The 21,646-nt window shown below is 55.2% G+C and carries 22 protein-coding genes; 13 read left to right on the plus strand and 9 right to left on the minus strand.

The window, feature by feature from the left end:
- The first annotated feature begins 90 nt into the window (after positions 1 to 90).
- The 7 genes from cobA (at position 91) to BJF95_RS18210 (ending at position 7,084) form a co-directional block, all read left to right on the plus strand.
- Complete coding sequence (cobA, locus tag BJF95_RS18180) at positions 91 to 933, plus strand: uroporphyrinogen-III C-methyltransferase (RefSeq protein WP_075640834.1); 843 nt, start codon at positions 91 to 93, stop codon at positions 931 to 933.
- Entirely contained in the window at positions 930 to 2,237 is a 1,308-nt protein-coding gene (locus BJF95_RS18185) for a cobyrinic acid a,c-diamide synthase CobB (protein WP_075640835.1), read from the plus strand. Before cobA ends, BJF95_RS18185 begins: the two co-directional genes overlap by 4 nt.
- The gene (gene cobD / locus BJF95_RS18190; RefSeq protein ID WP_075640836.1) at positions 2,237 to 3,256 is read left to right on the plus strand and encodes a threonine-phosphate decarboxylase CobD; all 1,020 of its coding nucleotides are present in this window, start codon (positions 2,237 to 2,239) and stop codon (positions 3,254 to 3,256) included. Before BJF95_RS18185 ends, cobD begins: the two co-directional genes overlap by 1 nt.
- Entirely contained in the window at positions 3,226 to 4,233 is a 1,008-nt protein-coding gene (cbiB, locus tag BJF95_RS18195; RefSeq protein ID WP_075640837.1) for an adenosylcobinamide-phosphate synthase CbiB, read from the plus strand. The genes cobD and cbiB overlap by 31 nt, the downstream gene beginning before the upstream one ends.
- A gap of 162 nt (positions 4,234 to 4,395) precedes the next feature.
- The gene (locus BJF95_RS18200; protein ID WP_075640838.1) at positions 4,396 to 4,947 is read left to right on the plus strand and encodes a flavodoxin family protein; all 552 of its coding nucleotides are present in this window, start codon (positions 4,396 to 4,398) and stop codon (positions 4,945 to 4,947) included.
- 211 nt (positions 4,948 to 5,158) lie between these two features.
- Complete coding sequence (gene mgtE / locus BJF95_RS18205) at positions 5,159 to 6,574, plus strand: magnesium transporter (RefSeq protein WP_075640839.1); 1,416 nt, start codon at positions 5,159 to 5,161, stop codon at positions 6,572 to 6,574.
- 123 nt (positions 6,575 to 6,697) lie between these two features.
- Positions 6,698 to 7,084: a MerR family transcriptional regulator gene (locus BJF95_RS18210; RefSeq protein ID WP_075641133.1), complete on the plus strand. Its 387-nt coding sequence runs from the start codon at positions 6,698 to 6,700 to the stop codon at positions 7,082 to 7,084.
- 23 nt (positions 7,085 to 7,107) lie between these two features.
- On the opposite strand, the gene BJF95_RS18215 is transcribed toward BJF95_RS18210, so the two are convergent.
- The 4 genes from BJF95_RS18215 to BJF95_RS18230 form a co-directional block, all read right to left on the minus strand.
- Positions 7,108 to 7,581 carry a methyltransferase family protein gene (locus BJF95_RS18215; RefSeq protein WP_075641134.1) on the minus strand — a complete coding sequence of 158 codons (474 nt, stop codon included), beginning with the start codon at positions 7,579 to 7,581 and terminating at the stop codon, positions 7,108 to 7,110.
- An 11-nt stretch (positions 7,582 to 7,592) separates the two neighbouring features.
- Positions 7,593 to 8,561, minus strand: coding sequence for an acetyltransferase domain-containing protein (locus tag BJF95_RS18220; RefSeq protein ID WP_075640840.1), 969 nt, complete (start codon positions 8,559 to 8,561; stop codon positions 7,593 to 7,595).
- A gap of 104 nt (positions 8,562 to 8,665) precedes the next feature.
- Positions 8,666 to 9,445, minus strand: a complete 780-nt coding sequence (locus BJF95_RS18225) for a DUF599 domain-containing protein (RefSeq protein WP_083638903.1) — start codon at positions 9,443 to 9,445, stop codon at positions 8,666 to 8,668.
- A gap of 176 nt (positions 9,446 to 9,621) precedes the next feature.
- Positions 9,622 to 9,837, minus strand: coding sequence for a hypothetical protein (locus BJF95_RS18230; RefSeq protein WP_075640841.1), 216 nt, complete (start codon positions 9,835 to 9,837; stop codon positions 9,622 to 9,624).
- 2 nt (positions 9,838 to 9,839) lie between these two features.
- On the opposite strand from BJF95_RS18230, the gene BJF95_RS18235 reads away from it, so the two are divergent.
- Positions 9,840 to 11,243 carry an L-serine ammonia-lyase gene (locus tag BJF95_RS18235; protein ID WP_075640842.1) on the plus strand — a complete coding sequence of 468 codons (1,404 nt, stop codon included), beginning with the start codon at positions 9,840 to 9,842 and terminating at the stop codon, positions 11,241 to 11,243.
- Positions 11,244 to 11,300: 57 nt separating this feature from the next.
- Here BJF95_RS18235 and BJF95_RS18240 read toward each other — a convergent pair whose 3' ends face one another.
- The 3 genes from BJF95_RS18240 to BJF95_RS18250 form a co-directional block, all read right to left on the minus strand.
- Positions 11,301 to 12,827 carry a tripartite tricarboxylate transporter permease gene (locus tag BJF95_RS18240; protein WP_075640843.1) on the minus strand — a complete coding sequence of 509 codons (1,527 nt, stop codon included), beginning with the start codon at positions 12,825 to 12,827 and terminating at the stop codon, positions 11,301 to 11,303.
- Positions 12,828 to 12,857: 30 nt separating this feature from the next.
- Positions 12,858 to 13,328 carry a tripartite tricarboxylate transporter TctB family protein gene (locus tag BJF95_RS18245; protein WP_075640844.1) on the minus strand — a complete coding sequence of 157 codons (471 nt, stop codon included), beginning with the start codon at positions 13,326 to 13,328 and terminating at the stop codon, positions 12,858 to 12,860.
- A 251-nt stretch (positions 13,329 to 13,579) separates the two neighbouring features.
- The gene (locus tag BJF95_RS18250; RefSeq protein WP_075640845.1) at positions 13,580 to 14,554 is read right to left on the minus strand and encodes a Bug family tripartite tricarboxylate transporter substrate binding protein; all 975 of its coding nucleotides are present in this window, start codon (positions 14,552 to 14,554) and stop codon (positions 13,580 to 13,582) included.
- A gap of 268 nt (positions 14,555 to 14,822) precedes the next feature.
- On the opposite strand from BJF95_RS18250, the gene BJF95_RS18255 reads away from it, so the two are divergent.
- Genes BJF95_RS18255 through BJF95_RS18265 form a run of 3 tightly spaced genes read left to right on the plus strand, consistent with a single transcriptional unit; the run spans position 14,823 to position 17,954 of the window.
- On the plus strand, positions 14,823 to 15,503 hold the full coding sequence (locus BJF95_RS18255) for a response regulator transcription factor (RefSeq protein WP_075640846.1): 681 nt from the start codon (positions 14,823 to 14,825) through the stop codon (positions 15,501 to 15,503).
- A complete protein-coding gene (locus BJF95_RS18260) occupies positions 15,487 to 16,881 on the plus strand; it encodes a sensor histidine kinase (RefSeq protein WP_075640847.1) in 1,395 nt (464 codons plus the stop codon). The genes BJF95_RS18255 and BJF95_RS18260 overlap by 17 nt, the downstream gene beginning before the upstream one ends.
- Positions 16,878 to 17,954 (plus strand): ABC transporter substrate-binding protein, encoded by a 1,077-nt coding sequence (locus BJF95_RS18265; RefSeq protein WP_075640848.1) that lies wholly within the window; start codon positions 16,878 to 16,880, stop codon positions 17,952 to 17,954. Before BJF95_RS18260 ends, BJF95_RS18265 begins: the two co-directional genes overlap by 4 nt.
- Before the next feature lie 40 nt (positions 17,955 to 17,994).
- Here the strand turns inward: BJF95_RS18265 and BJF95_RS18270 are convergent, their stop codons facing one another.
- Entirely contained in the window at positions 17,995 to 18,432 is a 438-nt protein-coding gene (locus BJF95_RS18270) for a DUF1489 family protein (protein WP_075641135.1), read from the minus strand.
- A gap of 74 nt (positions 18,433 to 18,506) precedes the next feature.
- Positions 18,507 to 18,746, minus strand: coding sequence for a hypothetical protein (locus tag BJF95_RS18275; RefSeq protein WP_075641136.1), 240 nt, complete (start codon positions 18,744 to 18,746; stop codon positions 18,507 to 18,509).
- Positions 18,747 to 19,029: 283 nt separating this feature from the next.
- Between BJF95_RS18275 and BJF95_RS18280 the strand changes: the two genes are divergently transcribed.
- Entirely contained in the window at positions 19,030 to 20,397 is a 1,368-nt protein-coding gene (locus BJF95_RS18280; RefSeq protein WP_075640849.1) for an enoyl ACP reductase FabMG family protein, read from the plus strand.
- 164 nt (positions 20,398 to 20,561) lie between these two features.
- Positions 20,562 to 21,599 (plus strand): tRNA dihydrouridine(20/20a) synthase DusA, encoded by a 1,038-nt coding sequence (gene dusA, locus BJF95_RS18285; protein WP_075640850.1) that lies wholly within the window; start codon positions 20,562 to 20,564, stop codon positions 21,597 to 21,599.
- Positions 21,600 to 21,646: the final 47 nt, after the last annotated feature.

A 21,646-nucleotide genomic window follows, 5' to 3' on the forward strand; every position in this document is an offset into this window, starting at 1 on the left:
TCAATGAGCCGTTCCGGGGGAAGGTGGTTAGCTAAAGCAAGGTGGTGGCCACGATTGCATTTTTGACCATGGCATCATAGAGCTTGAGGCATGACAGACCATATATTTGAGCAATTGCCGGAGCTTGAACACGGGCATGTGTGGCTGGTGGGCGCAGGCCCCGGCGATCCGGGCCTTTTGACGCTGCTTGCGGCGCACGCGCTCAAACAGGCTGATGTTGTCGTGTATGATGCTCTGGTGGATCGCGCCTGCCTCGCCCTTGCAAAACCAGACGTCGTGCTGGAGCTTGCGGGCAAGCGCGGCGGCAAGCCTTCTGCCAAACAGCAGGATATTTCGATGCGTTTGGTGGAGCTGGCGCGCGAAGGCAAAAGGGTTCTGCGGCTCAAAGGCGGTGATCCCTTTGTTTTTGGCCGCGGCGGCGAAGAGGCGCTGACACTGGTTGAGCACGGCATTCCATTTCGCATTGTGCCGGGCGTCACGGCGGGCATTGGCGGTTTGGCCTATGCCGGTATTCCCGTGACACACCGCGATGCCAATTATGCCGTGACGTTTTTGACCGGCCATGACGCAACGGGCAGTATGCCAGAAGAGATCGATTGGCAAGCGATTGCCAAGGGCGCGCCGGTGATTGTGATGTATATGGCCATGAAGCATATTGGCGCGATCAGCCAGCAGTTGATGGCCGCAGGCCGAAGCAAAGATGAGCCGCTGGCCTTCGTCTGTGACGCATCCACCACAAAACAGCGGGTGGTGGAAACCACCTTGGGCGAGGCTGAGACAGCGATGCGCGATCAGTCTATTCAGCCACCGGCCATTGTTGTGGTTGGCGAAGTGGTCCGGCTCAGGGCTTCGCTCGATTGGCTGGGCGCATTATCTGGCCGTGTTTTGCAAACCGATCCCTTTGCCAGTCATCAGCAAGGAGCGTGCCCATGAGTGGTCTTTTGATAGCAGCACCCTCGTCCGGCTCTGGTAAAACCACCATCACGCTTGGGCTTTTGCGGGCATTAAAACAGGTAGGTCGCGCGCTTGCCCCCGGCAAGGCGGGGCCGGATTATATCGACCCCGCATTTCATGCAGCTGCAAGCGGTGAAACCTGCCTCAACTTCGACCCGTGGGCCATGCGCGAGGAATTGATTGTCGCCAACGCTGCCTTGCACCGCAGTGGCGGGCGCAAGCTGGTGATTGAAGCGATGATGGGTCTGTTTGATGGTGCCGCAGATGGCACCGGCTCTGCCGCAGATCTTGCCGCCATGCTTGGTCTGTCGGTGGTGCTGGTGGTCGATTGTGCCAAAACCTCCCATTCTGTGGCGGCTCTGGTTAAGGGTTTTGCCGATTTTCGCCCCGGCGTGCTGGTGGTTGGCACTATTCTCAATCGGGTTGGCAGTGATCGGCATGAAGCGATGCTGCGGCAAGCACTGGATGATATTCGCATGCCGGTGCTTGGTGTTATTCGCGCAGATGCTACGCTTGCCTTGCCAGAGCGCCATCTGGGGCTGGTGCAAGCGGCTGAGAATGCCGATCTCGATGGCTTTATTGATCGCGCCGCTCACGTGGTTGCCAAGGGCTGTGATCTGGATGCCATTATTCGTGCCGCAACCCGCAGTCCTGATCGGCAATCAAATGCCAATATTGACCGATTGCCGCCTCTGGGGACAAAAATCTCGGTCGCGCGCGATCGGGCATTTGCCTTTTGTTACGATCACATGTTGCTCGGCTGGCGGCGGCGCGGCGCAGAGATTTCGTTTTTCTCACCGCTCAATGACGAGGCACCGGCAAAGGACGCAGATGCAATTTATCTGCCGGGTGGCTATCCCGAACTGCACGCTGGCGCGCTCGCGCAGGCATCGCAATTTCGAAAAGGCATGCTGGATGCCGCCGCGCGCGGTGTGAAAATCTTTGGCGAATGCGGTGGCTATATGGTGCTAGGCGAAGCCTTGACCGATGCACACGGTGTGGACCACGCCATGCTTGGCCTTTTGCCGCTTAAAACCAGCTTTGCCGAGCGCAAACGTCATCTCGGCTATCGCAGACTAAAACCGCTTGCTGCGGATTTTTTCGCACAAACCATGACCGGACACGAGTTTCACTATTCGACTGCCACAGTCGAAGGAAATGCCGAGCGGCTGTTTGAAGCGCAGGATGCCTTGGGCAACAGCCTGGGCAGCGTTGGTCTTCGTCGTGGCATGGTCGCTGGCTCTTATATGCATATCATCGATATTGCGGGTGATGGCGCGTGATGGCGGGTGCTATTCAACATGGCGGCGGCTTGGCGGCGGCCTCTGCCCGCTATGGCGGAAGAATAAACGACTGGCTGGACCTTTCCACCGGCATCAATCCATGTCCACCCGCTTTGCCCGCACTCGATCCACGGGTCTGGCACCGCTTGCCGGATCGCGAACTCGAGGAGGAAGCCCGGTTCGCTGCGCGCGATTTCTATGGCAGTGGCAACATCCTGCCTTTGACTGTGCCGGGTACGCAATCCGCCATTCAGCTTTTGCCAAGGCTATTAAAGCCCGGCAAGCGCGCTGCGATTCTATCACCCACCTATGGCGAATATGGCCGCAGTTTTGCGCTGAATGCCATGCCCGTCGATACCATCAGCACCTTGGCTGACATCAGCCAAGACCACGGCTTGGTGGTGGTGGTGAACCCCAACAATCCAACGGGGCGGATGTTTGAGCCGGGTGTTTTGATTGATCTGGCGATGGCCATGCGAAACTGGGGCGGTGTGCTGGTGGTGGATGAAGCCTTTGGCGATTGCCAGCCGCAGCTTTCCTTAGTGCCCGAGGTTGAGCAGCACGATAATCTTGTGATTTTCCGCTCCTTTGGCAAGTTTTTTGGCATGGCGGGTGTGCGCCTCGGGTTTGTGATTGCAGGTGATGCAATTTCGCAAGTGTTCACTGAGGGGCTCGGCCCCTGGGCGGTGTCTGGACCGGCACTGGCGCTCGCCTCAAATCTGTTGCAGGGAGATACTGATACCATCCGCCAGCAGATTGCGCGTCGAAGCGCTGGTCTTGCGCGGGTTTTAGCAGGTGCCGGTTTGCAGCTTGCTGGCAGCACGCCGCTGTTTTCTCTGGTCGAGCATGCGCAGGCGGCAGTGCTGCACGACCACCTTTGCCGAGATCATATCTTGACCCGGATTTTTGATTACGCTCCCCATTGGCTTCGCGTTGGCCTGACACCTAACGAGGATTGCGATCAGCGTTTGGCGGCATCTCTCAAAACATGGATGGCCAAAGTCGGAGCACAGTCTTGATAGAGGGGCACTTCCTGATTTTGGCGGTGGCACTGGTGCTCGATCGTCTGGTAGGCGATCCGCCTTGGCTTTGGTCGCGTCTGCCGCATCCGGTTGTTGTGTTCGGAGCGGCAATTTCATTCTTTGACCATCTGCTGAACCGCCCGTCGTGGCGCGATGCTTCCCGGCGCATTTTGGGAGCGTTGTCGATTGCTGCGCTTTTGCTGATCAGTCTGGCGGTTGGCGCGCTTTTGCATCGCATTTTTATGTTGCTTGGGCCTTTGGGCGCAGCTCTCGAAGTGGTGGTGACGGCGGTGTTTCTGGCACAGAAAAGCTTGCTGGACCATGTACGGGCCGTGGCCGATGGTTTGCGATCCACGGGGCTGCAAGGCGGGCGAAAAGCTGTGTCGATGATTGTGGGTCGCGACCCCTCCACCTTGGATGAAGCAGGGGTAAGCCGTGCTGCCCTTGAAAGTCTATCGGAAAACTTTGCCGATGGCGTGGTGGCCCCGGCCTTTTGGTATGCTGTGCTGGGACTGCCGGGCCTGGCGGCTTATAAAATGCTGAATACGGCCGATTCAATGATTGGCCATAAATCAGAAAAATACCTGCATTTCGGCTGGGCTGCGGCCCGGCTGGATGATGTAGCCAATTGGCCTGCGGCAAGACTGTCCGGCTTTTTGATTGCAGGCGGTGCTTGGTTGGTGGCGGGGTGCCACGCCGCAAGGCGCAGCATCAGCGTCATGATGCGCGATCATGGTTTGCATCGTTCACCGAATTCGGGCTGGTCTGAGGCGGCGGCGGCTGGCGCGCTTGACGTGGCCTTGGCAGGGCCAAGGGTTTATGGCGGCGAAAGAGTGAGTGAGCCGATGATGAATGCAGCCGGACGGCGCAAGATTTCGGCACCGGAAATTCTGACAGGCATTGCGCTGATGGACCGCGCCTGGCTGCTTGGTGTGGGCGTGGTTGGGCTATGCTGTGTCGTTAGCCTTACGTAAGCGGCATGGTTACTTTTTTCTTCCTATGGGTGTATTTGTATCCTTCTAGTCAAGATGCGTGAGAGGGGCTAACCAAAGAGCCACATGACGCGAAGGCTGACGAGGTTTTTCCTTTTCCGGCCAGACGGCGTTGTGATGTCCATTTGGTAAAAGGAATGTCTTGTGAGCAAAGTTGTCGTTGTTTTTCACTCTGGTTATGGTCACACCAAGCGTGTTGCCGAAAATGTTGCCAAGGGTGCTGCTGCTGAACTGATTGAAATTGATAGCGAAGGCAATATCGCTGATGCCGCATGGGATGTGCTTGCTGGTGCCGATGCAATCATTCTGGGTTCGCCCACCTATATGGGCAATGTAAGCTGGCAGTTTAAGAAATTTGCGGACGCGAGCTCCAAGGTCTGGTTTGTTCGCGGCTGGCAGGACAAGGTTTTTGGCGGCTTCGTTAACAGCGCCAGCCTCAATGGCGATAAGCAGGTTGCGCTGATTTCGCTGCAAACGCTTGCATCTCAGCACGGCGGTATTTGGGTCAGCCTCGGCCTTTTGCCATCCAATAAAAAAGATGCACAGCGCACCGATGTGAACAATCTTGGCGGCTCTGTTGGTCTGCTGGTTCAATCGCCTTCAGACGCCAGTGCCGATGAAATTCCACAGGGCGATTTGGATACCGCTGTTTCTTACGGCAAGCGCGTTGCCGATATTGCAGCTCGGCTGAAGTAAGCGCCGAAGACGCACTTTTCTTTCGATGAATTGATATCAAAGGCCTGTATCTTCACGGATGCAGGCCTATTTATTGATAGACACACCGATTTTGCAATAACCCTGCGCCGCAGGCGTGTTTTTTCCGGTTATGCCATTTTCTATCAATGAGTTTTGGATATGGCTGTCATGATCGAACATCCTCCGATTCTCATAGACCGGGAGCCAAGCCATGACCAATATTGATGAGCAGGTAAGGCCCGGACATCTGCGAAGTGCGGAACCAGACGATATTTATGATGAGGATGGCTCCATTCGCAGCGATTTTCTGGCGCTTGTGGGCGCCGCCATTGCTGACCGCGATGTGCTTTTTTTGCGCGAAAATGTTGCCTCGTTGCATGAGTCAGAACTTGGTCATCTGATCGAGGCAATTCACCCCGACCAGCGCTTGCCGATGATTACCCTGTTGGGTGTCGATTTCGACATGACGGCGCTGACCGAGGTGGACGAATCCATCCGTATGCAGATCGTCGATCAAATGCCCAATGAGCAGATTGCGGCGGCGATTGGCGAGATTGATTCAGACGATGCTGTCTACATTCTTGAAGACCTCGATCAGGAAGACCGCGACGAGATTCTCGCTCAGCTGCCGTTTACCGAGCGGGTGCGATTGCGCCGGGCGCTGGACTATCCGGAAAGCTCGGCTGGTCGTCGTATGCAGACCGAGTTTGTCGCCGTGCCGCCGTTTTGGACGGTGGGACAGACGATTGATTACATGCGCGACGAAGAGGAATTGCCGGAAAGCTTCACCCAGATTTTTGTCATTGATCCCACATTCAAGCTGCTTGGCGTGGTCAATCTCGACCGTATCTTGCGCACCAAGCGTATGGAGAAGATCGAAGGCATCATGCGCGACACCAACCACCCGATTCCTGCCGAGATGGACCAGGAAGAGGCGGCGCAAGTGTTTGAGCAATACGACCTTCTCTCCGCCGCTGTTGTGGATGAAAGCGGGCGTTTGGTCGGCGTGTTGACCATCGATGACGTGGTTGACGTGATTCAGGAAGAAGCCGAGGAAGACTTGATGCGCCTCGGCGGTGTGGGCGATGAAGAACTGTCGGATAGCATTCCCGAAATTTCGCGCTCTCGGGTGTCCTGGCTGCTGGTAAACCTGCTAACAGCGATTTTGGCGGCCTCCGTGATTTCGCTGTTTGAGGCAACCATTGAACAGATCGTGGCACTGGCCGTGCTGATGCCGATCGTGGCCGGCATGGGGGGCAATGCCGGCTCGCAGACCATGACAGTCACCGTGCGCGCCCTTGCCACCCGCAATCTCGACATTCACAATGCCTGGCGCGTTGTGCGTCGTGAAGCGGGCGTGGGCCTCATCAACGGCATTGTTTTTGGCCTGTTGATTGGCCTGTTTGCCGGTTTATGGTTCCATGATGTCAATATTGGCGGTATTATCGCAACGGCAATGCTGATCAACATGATGGCCGCAGCCATCGCTGGAATTCTTATTCCGCTTTTGCTGGATAAGATTGGAGCAGACCCTGCGGTGTCATCTGCGGTGTTTGTGACGACGGTGACGGATATTACCGGCTTTTTCGCATTTCTTGGCCTCGCCAGCTGGTGGTTTTCGATATAGCACCGCCAGATTATCGGGTTGAAACGCCACCGCAGGCCTCATCTTTGATGGATGAGATGAAAAATTGACTTTTACGTCAAAGTTAATATGATTGCCGTCTGACGGATACGGAATCTTATGGCCTTGAAGAAATATTACAGCATCACCGAGTTAACGCGAGAGTTTGGCGTTTCCACGCGAACCCTTCGCTTTTACGAAGACGAGGGCTTGCTTCAACCTGAACGCAAGGGCCGTACCCGTGTTTATCGTGGCGCTGACCGCCACATGCTGAAAGAGATTTTGCGCGCCCGCCGCATTGGCTTTACCGTGGCAGAGATCCGCGAAATCATTCATGTGTACAAGCAGCCACCCGGCGAGATTGGTCAGCTGAAACTGATGATGGCGCGTATTGATGAAAAGCGCGACGAACTGCGCCAAAAGCGCAAGGATATTGACGAGACCCTTGCTGAACTGGATCAGGCTGAAGAAGCCTGCCTGACCCGGCTCGTGGAAATTGGTGTCGGCTCTTAAACCGACCCGACACCTTTTTTAGGTTAAATCCAGCGCCGCGTGCGTTGGCAATAGCGCTCAAAATCCACACCAAAGCGCACCAACTGGTGCAGTTCTTCATAGCGAATGGCAATGAGCGTGGTCAGAAGAGCGGCAATGGGTGCCGCAATCATCAACCAGCCATTGCCCAGCATCAGGCCGCCTGCCACCATCAGAAGCGTATAACCCAGATAGATGGGATTGCGGCTGTATCGATAAGGCCCATCGGTGATCAGCGGGCGCTTGGATTGATGCAGACTCAGTGATGAGTAATGCAACATCAGTGTATGGATTGCCCAAACATTGAAGGCAATCGCGCCAGTGGCAATCATTGCACCAGCTATCAGGGCAATTGTCCCCTTTGGATCAATCAGAGGGGCACTTGCAACGTAATCATCAAGCAACACGGCAATAACACAGGCACCGAGATAAAGAAGCGGCGGCCATGGATATTTTAGCGGCTTCATACGGTAGTTCATGTGAGGACCCATTATTGGCTGGCGATCGTACATTCCCGTGCCAGCTTCAGGACCCTTTCATCTTGCGTTGCTATGATTGCGCCAGACTGGAGTGGTTGCAATAGCTTTTCATCTTGCAATTTACCCAATGTGCAGCCGCAAAACTGTGTGCAGAAATTGACAGCACTGCCGCCTGCAACACAAGATTGCTGGCAGCTGCGGCCATATTCCGCCGCCCGATCTGGCGGCGGAGGCGGGGCCAGAAGCGATGCCAGATAAACCAGCCCAATCAGCACCGGCTGATGGATGAGGTAAAACGCCATGCTGTGACGCCCCGCCAGAGACAGGATGCGCGGCCCGGCAGGCACTGTTGCCAAGCGCTGCAGCAAACCGAAACTGGCGGCAATTTTGCCCGTGGCGACCCCTGCAAGGACGGCTGCAAACCAGGGAAACAGAGGCACATAATCGTTTGAGCGCGGCAGGTTTTCAGACAGGCCAAGCCACCAGAAAACAGCGTGGTCAAACAGAGGGGCGCGTGCATAAAAGGGAAGGGCAAAAGAGACGACTGCCGCAATAAGCGTCAACGCGACAGGCAGCCGCAAAAACGGCAGTGCAAACACGCTCATCAGCGCGATGCCGTGCAAAATGCCAAAAAAGATCCAGCCATCGCCCATGACGAAATAGGTGGCAACAGAGATTAAAAGTGCCGCCGCTGCAATTTGCCCTAAGCGTTCGCCAAACGAGCGCCAGCGAATACCTTGGCCATGGGCAAGAAACAGGCTGAAGCCGACGAGAAACAGGAATGTGGAGGCTATGCAGCGGGCGTAGATTTTCCATGGCCCGGTGACGGCGGTGCCCTGTTCGATATAGCCGAAAAATTCCAGATCCCAGGTGAAGTGATAGGATGCCATGGCCAGCAGGGCGAGGCCGCGCAAACTATCCAGCGCGCCAATACGGGGTATCGCTTTGTCCGGTTGGGTCGAAGAGGTTTGAACGCCCACGGCTTTTCCTTCATGCTGGCTCAATTATTGACAGCGTCTCTCGTGCGCCCAACGGCGGCTGTCGTATCCATCGTTGCGGCAGACGCTTTGATCCGAATCCGGTTTCAGGAATTGTCTGTTAGCGTGGATGTTTGCTTGGCAGACCTTTGAAAATCGTCTTTTTCATGGCTTTGGTCGTTAATTTCTACACCATCCAGCTCGGTTTGCATCATTACCGCCAGGCGGGCATTGGAAAAGAACTGCCGGTGCACCAGCACGGTGAAAATAAAGACTGTCATGACCATAAACATAGTGGCATTCAGAAACCAGCCGAGATAGCCGATGGACATGAAGATCGCCCGCAATCCGGCATTGAAATTCATGCCTGCAATGATGTTGATGGCGATGACGGCTTCCGCATCGCGCTTGGTGCGCTCCGGGTTGCGGCGGGCTTCTTCGGCCATCGGCAGGCAACCGAAGAGAATGGTGCAATAATTGAACAGGCGATAGGACCAGCCAAACTTGAAAAACGAATAGCCCAAAATGGCAATAAGGCCGCAAACCTTGAGTTCGAATGCCACCCTTCCACCAGCGCCCACGAAGGGAAGATCGCGCAATACGGCATCGACTTCGTCTGTCGCGCCCAGCATGGCAAAGCAACCGCCCATGGCAATAATAGAGGTGGATGCAAAAAACGCCGTTCCATTTTGCAGCCCGGCCATAATTTGCGTATCGATCATGCGAAGATCGCGTTTGATCGCATTGTAAATCCACATGCGCCGGCGCAGGGACATCACCTTGGTCAGGCTTGGCCGCGGCAGAGCTATGCGACCGCTGGTGAGCAAACCAAACAGCAGCCAACTCGCACCAAACAGCACCAGAGCGCAATAATCCAGATCAGTCATGGCCAGTTAACGCCTCTCGTCAAAAATTAACTTTTTTGGGTCATCATCCCGCGCTATGCGGCTTTTGCGAAAAACAATAGCGGTTAACTGTTGAGAAAGCGTGTTTGATATTCTATACCTTTGGTTGAGCCTTTCGGGGGAAGGTGCTCAATCATGACGCTTATGGGCGAATGGATCTATTTCTCGGCGGGGGACGACAGCGCGGCTTGATAAAAGCCGCGCTGTTTTTTTTTATATCGATGTCGTATCGGATTGCGCATATGTCGATCCTTCATCATGAAAAAGGCTGACTGTGCTCTACACTTGCCGGGAAAGCCGGGTTCCAGGTTTTCCTGAAAAACTCGAACAAGCACGAACCACAGGCCCGCACCGGGCTGCTTCAAAAAGGCCATCCATGTTTCTCTCCGTGTTTGACGTCTTCAAGATTGGCATTGGACCTTCCAGTTCTCACACCATGGGGCCGATGTCTGCGGCATTGCGCTTTCTGGATTTGATCCTCTCCAATGAATGGCCGCGCCCGGCAGGTGCTGACGTGACTGCCTTGAAAGTCAGTCTGCACGGCTCTCTCGCCTATACGGGCATTGGCCATGGCACAGACCGCGCCGTCATCATTGGCTTGACCGGCGAAGCCCCCCATACGGTCGATCCTGATCGCATGGAGACGCTTGTTTCAGACGTTCAGCGCAGCGGTAAAATCTGTCCGCCCGGCCATCCGGTCTATGATTTCCAGCCAGGCACCGATCTGGTGATGGACAAAAAAACACCCCTGCCGGGTCATGCCAACGGCATGCGATTTTCAGCCTTTGACAAGCAGGGACGTCTGCTGCTGACCACCGTTTATTATTCGATCGGCGGTGGATTTGTGGTGACGGATACCGAGCTGGAGGGCATGCAGAATGCCAAGAAAGCGGCACCAACCGGCGTGAAAGTGCCTTACCCCTTCTCCAGTGCGCGGCAAATGCTGGCCATGGCGCAGTCCTCGGGTCTGACGATCGCCCAGATGAAGCGCGCCAATGAAGAAGTGACCATGAGCCGCGAGGAGCTTGATGCCGGCCTTGATCGCCTTTGGGATGCGATGAGCGGTTGTATTGATCGTGGTTTGCGGGTGGAAGGCATTTTGCCCGGCGGGCTTAAAGTCAAGCGCCGGGCGAAGGCTATTCACGATAAGCTCCAGGACGAGTGGCGCTCCAATCGCCTTAACCCGCTTTTGGCCAATGATTGGCTATCGGTCTATGCCATGGCCGTGAACGAAGAAAATGCAGCCGGGGGCAGGGTGGTGACAGCCCCCACCAATGGGGCCGCGGGCGTTATGCCAGCCACCATCCGTTATTACATGCACTTTCACCCTGATGCGGATCAGGATGGCGTGCGTGACTATCTGCTGACCGCCGCCGCTATCGGCGGCATTATCAAGCATAATGCCTCCATCTCAGGTGCAGAAGTTGGCTGTCAAGGCGAAGTTGGCTCGGCAGCGGCAATGGCTGCGGCCGGTTTGGCGGCCGTTATGGGCGGCAGCCCGGAACAGATTGAAAATGCGGCTGAAATCGCCCTGGAACATCATCTTGGCATGACCTGCGATCCCGTCGCTGGTCTCGTTCAGGTACCCTGTATTGAGCGCAATGCCTTGGGAGCCGTGAAGGCGGTGACAGCGGCATCCTTGGCGATCAAAGGCGACGGCAGCCATTTTGTGCCTCTGGATGCCTGCATTGAAACCATGCGACAGACCGGCAATGATATGAGCGAGAAATACAAGGAAACCTCGCTCGGCGGCTTGGCCGTGAATGTGGTGGAATGCTGATATAAAAAAGGGCCGGGGTGATGTTGATCACCCCGGCCCTTGATTGTTTTACTGTATTTATTGTGGTGCGTGCGAGGCAGCGTCTGCGGCAGCCGCCATCCGGCGCTTGGCGCGACGTGACAGGAACACGGGCACAAGTGCCACGCCAATGGCCATCACCCACAACACGTTGCAAATTGTGCTGGAGAACAGGATGGCGACATCGCCGCCGCTGATCGCCAGCGCATTGCGCAGGTTCACTTCCATAACCCGTCCCAGAACGAAGCCGAGGATGATGGGTGCCATATCAAATCCGGCTTTTCGGAGCAGCCACCCGGCCATGCCGATTCCGAGCATGAGGAAGATCGAGAACACCGAAGCGTGGGTTGAGTAAACACCGACGATTGACAGCACCAGAATACCGGGTACCAGCAACCAATTGGGCACAGTCAGCACGCGCGCAAAGATGTTGACCAGTGGCAGATTCAGCGCCAGCAAAATGAAATTGCCAACGAACAGCGAGGCAACAAGGCCGCCGACGATTTCCGGACGCTCCGTGAGAAGCATCGGGCCGGGTTGAATGTTATAGAGCATCAACGCGCCCAGCATGACCGCTGTGGTGCCTGAGCCGGGAACACCCAGTGTCAACATCGGCACAAATGCGCCGCAGGCTGTGGCATTGTTTGCTGATTCCGGCGCGGCAAGGCCACGCACATCGCCCTTGCCGAATGTGCCTTCGGTATCGGAAAGACGCTTTTCGGTGGTGTAGGAAATTGCACTGGACACGGATGCACCTGTGCCCGGCAAAACGCCAACCACAAAGCCAATGACCGAAGAGCGCAAAACTGTGCCACGGACCTTCATGATGTCGCTCATCCGAGCTGTCATGCGGCCCAGTTCGCGAATAACCGTAAAGCCTCGGCCTTGATGCTCAAGAATAATCAGCGCTTCGGAGATGGAGAAAAGGCCGATAACCAGAACAACGAACTCAATACCGTCACCCAACTCTGCTTCACCAAAGGTAAAGCGATAGGCACCGGATGTTGCATCAAGGCCAACGGTTGCCAGCATAAGGCCAAGGGTGCAGCCGATGAGCGTTTTGACCGGCTGGCTGCCGACCATGGAGCCAAGCGTCGCAAAGGCAAAGACCATCAACACGAAATATTCGGCTGGACCAAATCCGATGGCGAGGCCCGCCATCATTGGCGCAAACAGTGCCAGACCAATCGAGCCGAGAATACCGCCAACAAAAGACGACAGGCCGGAAAGCGCCAGCGCTTCGCCTGCACGACCCTGTTTGGCCATGGGGTAGCCATCCAGTGCCGTCATGACAGCACCGGCATCGCCGGGCACATTGAGAAGAATCGAGGAAATACGACCGCCGTACTCGGCCCCGCAATAAATGGAGGCCAGCAAGATCATGGTGCTTTCAGCGGGCAGGCCCATGGAATAGGCAATGGGCAACAACAGCGCGATACCGTTGATGGGGCCAATTGCCGGCAGGGCACCCACCAATGTGCCAATAAAGCAACCAATAAAGCCAATCAGCAGATTCTGACCGGTGAGGGCCACGGCAAAACCGTGCCATAGATAATCTAAACTCATGGAAACGTCCTTTTCGGGTCAGATCTTTGCTCAGCCAAGCCACGCGCCGAGGGGCAGATAGACTTCCAGAAGATAGGAGAAAATAATCCACCAGAGGGCGGCGTGGCCAAGGCCACCAACAAGCGCCATTTTCAGAGGTGCTCCGAAAATCAGCGCTGTGCCAAAGGTGAGAATGAAGATGGAAGCGGCAAAGCCAGCGGGTTCAAACAGCAGCGCCGTGATAACCATCAGCACCGGAATCGCCAGCACGCGCACAAGCAGCTTTCCTTCGGGAAAGCCTTCGGCGCTGCCGGGTGATCTGAAGTGCAGCAGAGCCAGCAGCCCAAGAATGACACCAAGAGCAACCGGAAAAACGCGCGGTCCCAGCGGGTCGGATGAGAACGAATATTCGACCACAGAGCCGCCAATGCCATAGGCGACAGCCAGGGCCAGCAGGCATAGACCGGAGGCGCGGCCGATCAGCTTGATAGCGCGGGAAGATGGAGTATGGGTATCTGACATAGTGTCGGCCCCTTGGATGATTGAAATGCGTTGATTGAGACACTCAATGCCCGGTTGACCCGATCAGGGTCTTTCTCGGAATTGATCGTGGGCTTGTTTTTAGAATGGGCTTTGCGTCACTTTTCTCAAAACAAGGAAGCTCCCGCCGCCCTGAAACACGATGGCGGGAGCGCTCCCCTCAGATCTTCGGAGGATCATTGAGAGAAGAGTGCGCGCCAAAATCAGGCACGCACAAAGGGTATTCGCTTGGATTACATGCCCGATTCTTTGGCCAGAACCTTGAACTTTGTGACGTCTGACTTGACGCGCTCTTCAAAATCCTTGCCCAGCAGGGTGAATTCAAACAGGCCGCGCGTTTCACGCTCTTTTGCGAATTCCGGTGTCTTGCTCATCTTTTCGAAGGCGTTGACCCACCAGTTATAATCCTCATCGGAAACGTCCTTGCCAACGTAATAACCACGCCAGACCGGCCAATCGATATCAAAGCCCTGTTCTTTGGCCGTGGGCACATTGGCGAGCTCGCCGGGCAGACGGTCTGGAGCCATAACGGCCAGAATGCGGATCTTGCCGGCAACATGGTGCTTAACCATTTCTGCCGCATCGCCAGAGCCAACCTTGACGTGGCCACCTTCAAGCGCTGTCAAAACGGCACCGCCGCCTTCAAGCGCAACGTAGCGCATTTTCTTCGGGTCTTGACCGGCGGCTTTGGCCAGCAGCGAGCCCTTCATCCAGTCTTGCGAGCCAACAGCACCGCCGCCTGCAATGGCAAAGCTGGCTGGATCTGCTTTGTATGCTGTCACCAGATCTCCCAATGTCTTATAGGGAGAATCGGCTGCAACAACGAGAACGCCATAGTCGGCACCAAGTGCACCAAGCCAGCGCACGGCATTTTCGTCATATTTGCCGAATTTGCCCTGAGCAAGCAAAAGTGCAGAGCCAGACGATGCAGCGGTGATCAGATTGCCATCTTTGGCGCGCTTGGAAATGACGTGGTTATAGGCCACAGCCCCAACGCCGCCTTCCATGTAGGTCACAGCCATTGGCTGCTTAATCTCTTTTGTTTCCAAAAGGCCGTTGGCAGCAAGACGGCATGTCAGGTCGAAACCACCGCCGGGCTTTGCACCTGCAAGGCACTCCGGCTTTGTGGGTTCTGCGAATGCGAATGTGCCAGAAAACGCGGCAGCAAAAATTGCGCCGGTCAGCATTGTTTTGGAAATACGGATCATCAAGTGTCCTCCCGTTATCGTTTGTCGCCCGGTTTGGCACTCTGCCCTCACGCAAAGTGTGCATCGAAAAACACGCTCTCTCCGCCGCAACAGTGATGGCGGCATCAATACAAACATTGTTTTCCCGGATTTCCTCCCCGGAGCTGTCCAGACTCGCTCGCCTGAAACTGCTCGCCCAACTTACGCCCCAATTCTGTCACCATCCTGTCACGCTTTTTAAGCGGTGATCTTGCTTGATTAGCGTGCCTTGACGTGTAATCTGCCATCCATGCGTATTTTATTGGTTGAAGACACCGTGGATGTTGGCGAGGCAATCTGCCGCCGGTTTCAAACCACCGGTCATACGGTGGATTGGCAAACCAATGGTGCAGATGCGTCAGACATATTGTCGTTCACAGACTATGATCTGGTTATTTTAGATGTCATGCTGCCGGGGCTGGACGGGTTCTCGGTTTTGCGCAATCTGCGTCAGGCAAAAAACGCAGTGCCTGTTCTGGTGCTCACAGCACGATCAGAAATTGATGACAGGGTCAGTGCGCTTGACCTCGGCGCAGACGACTATCTGGTAAAACCATTTGATTTCAGAGAGTTGGAGGCGCGCGCCCGTGTGCTGTTGCGGCGTCGTAGCGGCGGCGAAGCCACCAATATTATTGCCTGTGGTGATGTCAGTCTTGACCGCGCCAATCGCAGCGTCAAAGTGGGCAAGCGCGAGGTGCAGTTGAAGCGTCGCGAAATGACATTGCTGGAGATTTTGGCATCGCGCCCCGGCAAGGTGTTCAGCAAAGACGAATTGCTGGACCAATTGTTTGGCTTTGAGGAAGCGGCCGGTGCCAATGCAGTCGAGCTTTATGTGGGGCGGTTGCGCAAGAAACTTGAAGGGGCCGCCGCGCGCATCGTGACCATCCGGGGCGTTGGCTATCAACTGGTGTCTGATGACAGCAATCAATAACGCATCGCTTTTTGCACGGCTGATGGTGCGCGCAGGCTTTATTGTCCTGCTGGGAGCCGCATCGCTTGTCAGCGCGGCCTGGCTCTATGCCCACACGGCCGCGGATGATGCCTATGATCGCATTCTGGTGGGTGCCGCCCTGCAGATGGTGGAAAGCCTTGTGATCACAGATGGCGATATGAAAATCGCCCTTCCGTCGTCTGCCTTTGAATTGCTTGGGTTGGCGGGGCGGGATCGGATATTTTACCGCGTCATAGGTCCGAATGGTGCGACTTTAACCGGCTACGGTGATTTGCAAAATGACGTTAGCGCTCAGGAAAGTCACGCAGCCCCGATTTTGCGCGATGGCACGTTTCACGGTGCAGATGTTCGCATTGTCACGGTGGCGCGGGCCATTGCCGATGCAGGCAAATCGGGCTGGACCTACATTGTTTTGGCGCAAACCACAGAAGCCCGCCAAGACCTCGTTTCAGAATTAACCACGCGTGCAATCTTGCTGGTGGCGGTGATGAGCGGTTTGGCGCTGGCCGCAACGGCACTGGCGGCGCGCTACTCCCTCAAGCCTCTGGCTGATCTCGGAGCAGCGCTTTCAAGCCGTGATCCGCAGGATCTCACCCCGTTGACAGTGGATGTTCCGCGCGAGATTTCGCCCTTTGTCTCTTCCATCAATCACTTCATTGTCCGTCTGGATCAGCGGGTGAAACTGTTGCAGCGCTATGTGGCCGATAGCGCCCACCAAATTCGAACGCCGCTAACCGCGCTATCGGCGCAGGTGAGCCTGATCAACGAAGACAATTTGCAGCCCGAAGACCGCCGGCATCTGGAGCGCGTACGAGACCGCGCGGCGGAACTGGGGCGGTTTACCAATCAATTGCTGAACCACGCCATGGTCATTCATCGCTTTGATTCGGCGCAACTGACACCCATGTCGCTGAATGATGTTGCCCGCAAAGCCTTTCGCGCGTCTGTGCCGATTACCATCGATCCTGATGCCGTCGTGTCATTTGAAGCGCCAGATGAGGATTTGACGGTGATGGCCGATATGCTGAGCTTGCGTGAAGCCATTACCAATCTCATTGATAACGCATTAAAACATGGCATGCAGAGCCATCTGGATGTGCGCGTTGCAAGGGTAGGGGATTTGGCATTGGTGGAAGTGGAAGATGACGGTCCCGGCATTCCGCCAGAGCTGTGGCCGCAGGTGATGCAGCGTTTCGTTTCCAACAGTTCTGACGGCAAAACATCCGGTCTTGGCTTTGCCATTGCGTCTGATGTTGCCTCAGCGCTGGGCGGCCGGATTGGCTTTCGGGAAAAAACCGAAACGACTGGCTTCACCACCTATCTTGAACTGCCTTTATACAATGCGAGCGCACAATGAGCCGAAGATTCTCATTCTTGTGTATGGCGCTGATGCTTGGCACCGCTCCCGCTTTTGCCGTTGAAGGCGAGAGAATTGTGTTTGCCGCGCCTGAGCGTGAGCAGGAGCGGCTTATCATTCACGCTGCGACGGATTTGGAGGCAATGCGGCCTTTGGTGTTGGATTTTCAACAGACGCAGCCCAATATCACTGTCGAAATCACGGATTATGTCACCAATGACCTTTTTCGAGAAGCGATGGCGGCCTGTACCTATGGGTCGCAAACCGCAGACATCCTGCTGTCGTCGTCGGTTGACCAATTGGTGAAGCTGGCCAATGACGGCTGCGCACGCGTCCATCAATCGTTTGAAACTGGATCAGTCCCCGATTGGGCCAATTGGCGAAGCGAGGTCTTTGGCTTCACGTTTGAACCTGCGGTGTTTGTGTATGATGCAACGCGCGTTCCCAAAGAAGACGTGCCGAAAAGCCATGAAGCACTGGCGGATCTGTTGCGGCGCAAGCCAAGCCAATATCAGGGCCGTATCGGAACCTATGATATCAATGCATCCGGTGTGGGCTATCTGCTGGCCTTTAATGACGCGCGCCTTGCTCCCACTGTTTATGGTCGCTTGCTGGAAAGCCTGAGCCGAACGACAGCGGTTATCCGCTGCTGTAATAACGAGGTGCTGGGCGAGATTGCCAACGGCAACATTCGCATTGCCTATAATGTGCTTGGTTCATACGCCTATGCGGCGTATCTGAAAAACCCCGATCTGAAAATCGTTGTTCCGCGCGATTATACCTTGATTTTGTCGCGCGGTGCGATGATCCCTGTGCGGGCCGCCAATCCTGATCTGGGAGCGCGTTTTCTGGACTATTTGCTGTCCGTGCGTGGGCGCAAAACCGCGAGAGACAAATCATTTTTCTTTGCCAATGGCTTTGATCTTCCGGCCGGTGTGGATGGCCCTTTGTCATTGATCGAATCCGGCATTGGCAGGCCGATTCGTATCGGCCCTGCGCTTCTCGCAGCACAAGACGAAGCCCAGCGCCGCCGTTTTATCCGCGATTGGCAGGACCTTATTTTAAGACGCTAGACCACTTTGATAACGGAAAAAGCCATTTTGATATAAACGCTTACAACAATCCAAGCTCGGCCAGTTCTCGCTTCATATCATCCGGCATATCGTCTATCTGAGCACCGCCAGCGGAGAGATCGCGCGGTGCATCTGCCTCCGCAAGGTAGCGCCATCCCTGGAACGGTCTGCGTGGCGCAGGTGTTGTTTCAATCACCTCCGGCCCCAAAACCAGCTCGCAGCGGTTTATCCCGTCGCTATCCGTGAAGCTGACGACATCCAGCAATTTTTGCCGAGCCGAAACCTGGCCCTTGATGATCCAGTACAGGGAGCCGCCATCCAGCAATTCATCAACCCGCTTGGGAACCATGCGGGTCACATGCGAACTTTGCGGCGATAGGCCAGCCGACATCGCCACAAGGGCGCGTTCAGCCACCCAATGTTTCAGATCGTCGATACTCTCAGCACCGACACATAGTTTAATCAAATGAAGCGCCATAGCAGACGAAATATAGTTTTGCGCGCTGCCGTCAAGCCTGCTCGGCTGCGAAAGCGCCAGCATCACCCACGATATTAATCCGGCATCAGATCAGAAATCTCGCCATGCGACACCAACAATCGCGGGTTTGCCATGCTACCACTCTCTTCATCCACAGTGACGGCATAAGCGGCAACGCCAATGCAGCGGGATGCCATGGAACTCGCCATTTTCTCTGCCGACGCCACACTGGACGCCTGCCGCATATCTCCGGGAACAATTCCGGCGCGATTTTTCTTGAACTGAACGATAATGATTTTTTCGGCGTCTGACATGATATTTCTCTCGCGTTTGTTCTTTTTATGTTCTGGTTTTGCCAACGTGTCAAGCAGTGTCTGCGCGCCTTGTGAAGGATTGTCTGGCTCGCATCGGCGATTCTCACCCTCATCAACGACTGGTTCGAGATGGGCTGGCAAGCCTGTGCATGGGTGGGGCACTTCACGTTCTGAAATGTACGTTTACTTAATATGACTTTCCATTTGACGATAATGCAGTCATGTCACTATCAAAGCTCCCGTTGGCTGTCGCTGGACATTGAAGAGATAAAGAGTGCAAAGCATGGAAAACCCGGTCGCGTTGAATCGCCTCTCCGAAAATACCGTGTTCCGCAAGGGCGACGTTTTCGTTCTTTTTGGAGAATTGTTCGGTCGTGGATATGCGACCGGATTGCTGGATGAAGCCCGGCGCGCAGGTATGGACATTGTTGGAATCACCGTTGGACGGCGCGACGAAAACAATGTCTTGCGTCCCCTCAATGATGAAGAACTGGCTGCGGCAGAGGCCCGGCTGGGTGGCAAGATCATAAATGTGCCGCTGATGGCCGGTTTTGACCTTGATGCGCCTGCTGGTGGCCCAACGCCAACCGATCTTCTGGCCAACATGACGCTGGAAGGGTGGGAGCAAGAGAAGCTGGATTGGGACCATCTCGCGCAGTGTCGCGACATTGGCACCGAGCGGTTCACCACAGCGCTCAAGCAGGTCATGAGCGTTCTCGACGGCATGATTGCTGATGGTCGCAACGTGTTTTTTGCTCACACCATGGCCGGCGGCATTCCGAAGGCAAAGGTGTTTCTGGTTCTGGCGAATCGCATCTACAAGGGACGCGGGTCCCGTCACATGTCGTCGCAAGCCTTGCTGGACAGCGACATGGGCAAGCTGATTTTGCAGAATTTCGACGAGGTTTCTGCCAACACCTTCAAGCATCTGATTGATTTCAGCGCAGCTATTCGTGAGCGTGTGGAAGCTTCTGGTGGCCAAGTGCGATACACGGCTTATGGTTATCACGGAACAGCCGTTCTGATCGATGGACATTATCGTTGGCAGACCTACACCAATTACACGCAGGGCTATGCCAAGATGCGCTTGGAAAACATTGCCAAGCAAGCTTGGACGGACGGCGTAAAGGCAACGGTCTACAATTGCCCGGAAATCCGCACCAATTCCTCGGATGTGTTTACGGGTATTGAACTGCCTTTGATTCCGTTGTTGCTTGCTTTGAAAAAAGAAAACGGTGGCGAATGGGCAGCCGAGCAATGGCAGGCATGCGAGCAGCTTCTTGCAGACGGTCACACCTTGGAGGACGTTTTCCTCAAGATCGGCAATATGCAGGCAAGCGCTGTCATGAGTCCGTTCTATGACTTTTCGGCCTGGCCGATGGCCAATAGCCAGGAACAAGCCGATCTCACCATCGGGACCTCCAATGAGATCACGCAGATGCACCGCGACAGCAAGGCGATGATCAGTGATCTGTTGAGTGCTCTGGTGGTCGAGGCAACAGGGCAGTTGATTTTTGCAGAATCATCCAATCCTTCTGCACCTGTGCAGTGGCTCAACCACGATATCGTTGCGCGCAGGCTGAATACGTCACACCAAAAGTCTGCGACAACGGTGACGGGGACAAAATTCTCGAACCTTGAGGTTGCTTGATAGCATAGCAGCCCTGCCGGGATCTGTTTGGTAATCTCTTCGTTTCGCTCTATACGGACCTGAGCAACAGAACCTGAGAACGATCTTTGCGCTTTCGTCGCTCACCATTGATCATAGTCTATGGTGAGCGACATTCTTTGCGCAAAAATGAGAGAAAACGCGACATGACCTCCACGGCCGAAAAGCCCGGAAATTCGGGATTTTCACACTATTCCAATGGCAAGGTGTTTGCCGTTGCGCCTATGATCGATTGGACCGATACATTTTGTCGCCGGTTCCATAGGCTCCTGACGCGCAACGCGCTGCTCTATACCGAAATGATTGTTGCGGACGCTATTCTTCATGGCAAGCGTGATCGACTGCTGGATTTTGATGCCAGCGAACATCCGCTGGCCTTGCAATTGGGTGGCTCGGATCCGCATAAGCTGGCGGAAGCGGTGCGGATTGCGAGTGATTGGGGCTATGATGAGATCAATCTCAATGTCGGCTGTCCATCTGATCGCGTACAGGCAGGCACCTTTGGCGCATGTCTGATGCGCGAACCGGAGACAGTTGAAGCCTGTATACGCGCCATGAAGACCGCATCTTCGGTTCCCGTGACGGTAAAATGCCGAATCGGTGTTGATGATCAGCAGCCAGAAGATGTCCTGCCCGATTTTCTAAAGCGGATGATTGGGGCAGGGGCGGATGCGATTTGGGTCCATGCGCGCAAAGCCTGGCTGAAAGGCCTGAGCCCCAAAGAAAACCGCGAGGTCCCTCCGCTCGACTACGCCTTGGTCTATCGCATGCGCGAAGAGAACCCGGATGTCTTCATTGGCATCAATGGTGGAATTACCACGCTGGAGGACGCGTCAGAGCACCTCAAGCATGTTGATGGCGTCATGCTGGGCCGCGCGGCCTATAATAATGCGACCATTTTAACCGGGGTCGATTCTCAAATTTACGGCTGCCCGGAAATGCCAACCGATTGGGATGCAATACGCGATTCCATGATGGAACAGGCGGCACGGCATATTGCGCAAGGCGGCAGGTTGGTGCATCTGACCCGCCATATGGTGGGTCTGTTTCAAGGGTTTGCGGGTGCCAGACGGTTTCGCCAGATCTTGTCAGCTGATGGACCAAAGCCCAATGCGGGGCCTGAGGTTATTGCGCAGGCTTTTGCAGCCGTTGATATCGAGGCCGGGCTCGTCAGGTCTGCCTAATTGTTTGCAAACAAAAACGGCGCTCCGTGAGGAACGCCGTTCGAAAT

Origin of the sequence: Rhizobium oryziradicis (genome assembly GCF_001939045.1) — a bacterium.
GTDB lineage: Bacteria > Pseudomonadota > Alphaproteobacteria > Rhizobiales > Rhizobiaceae > Allorhizobium > Allorhizobium oryziradicis.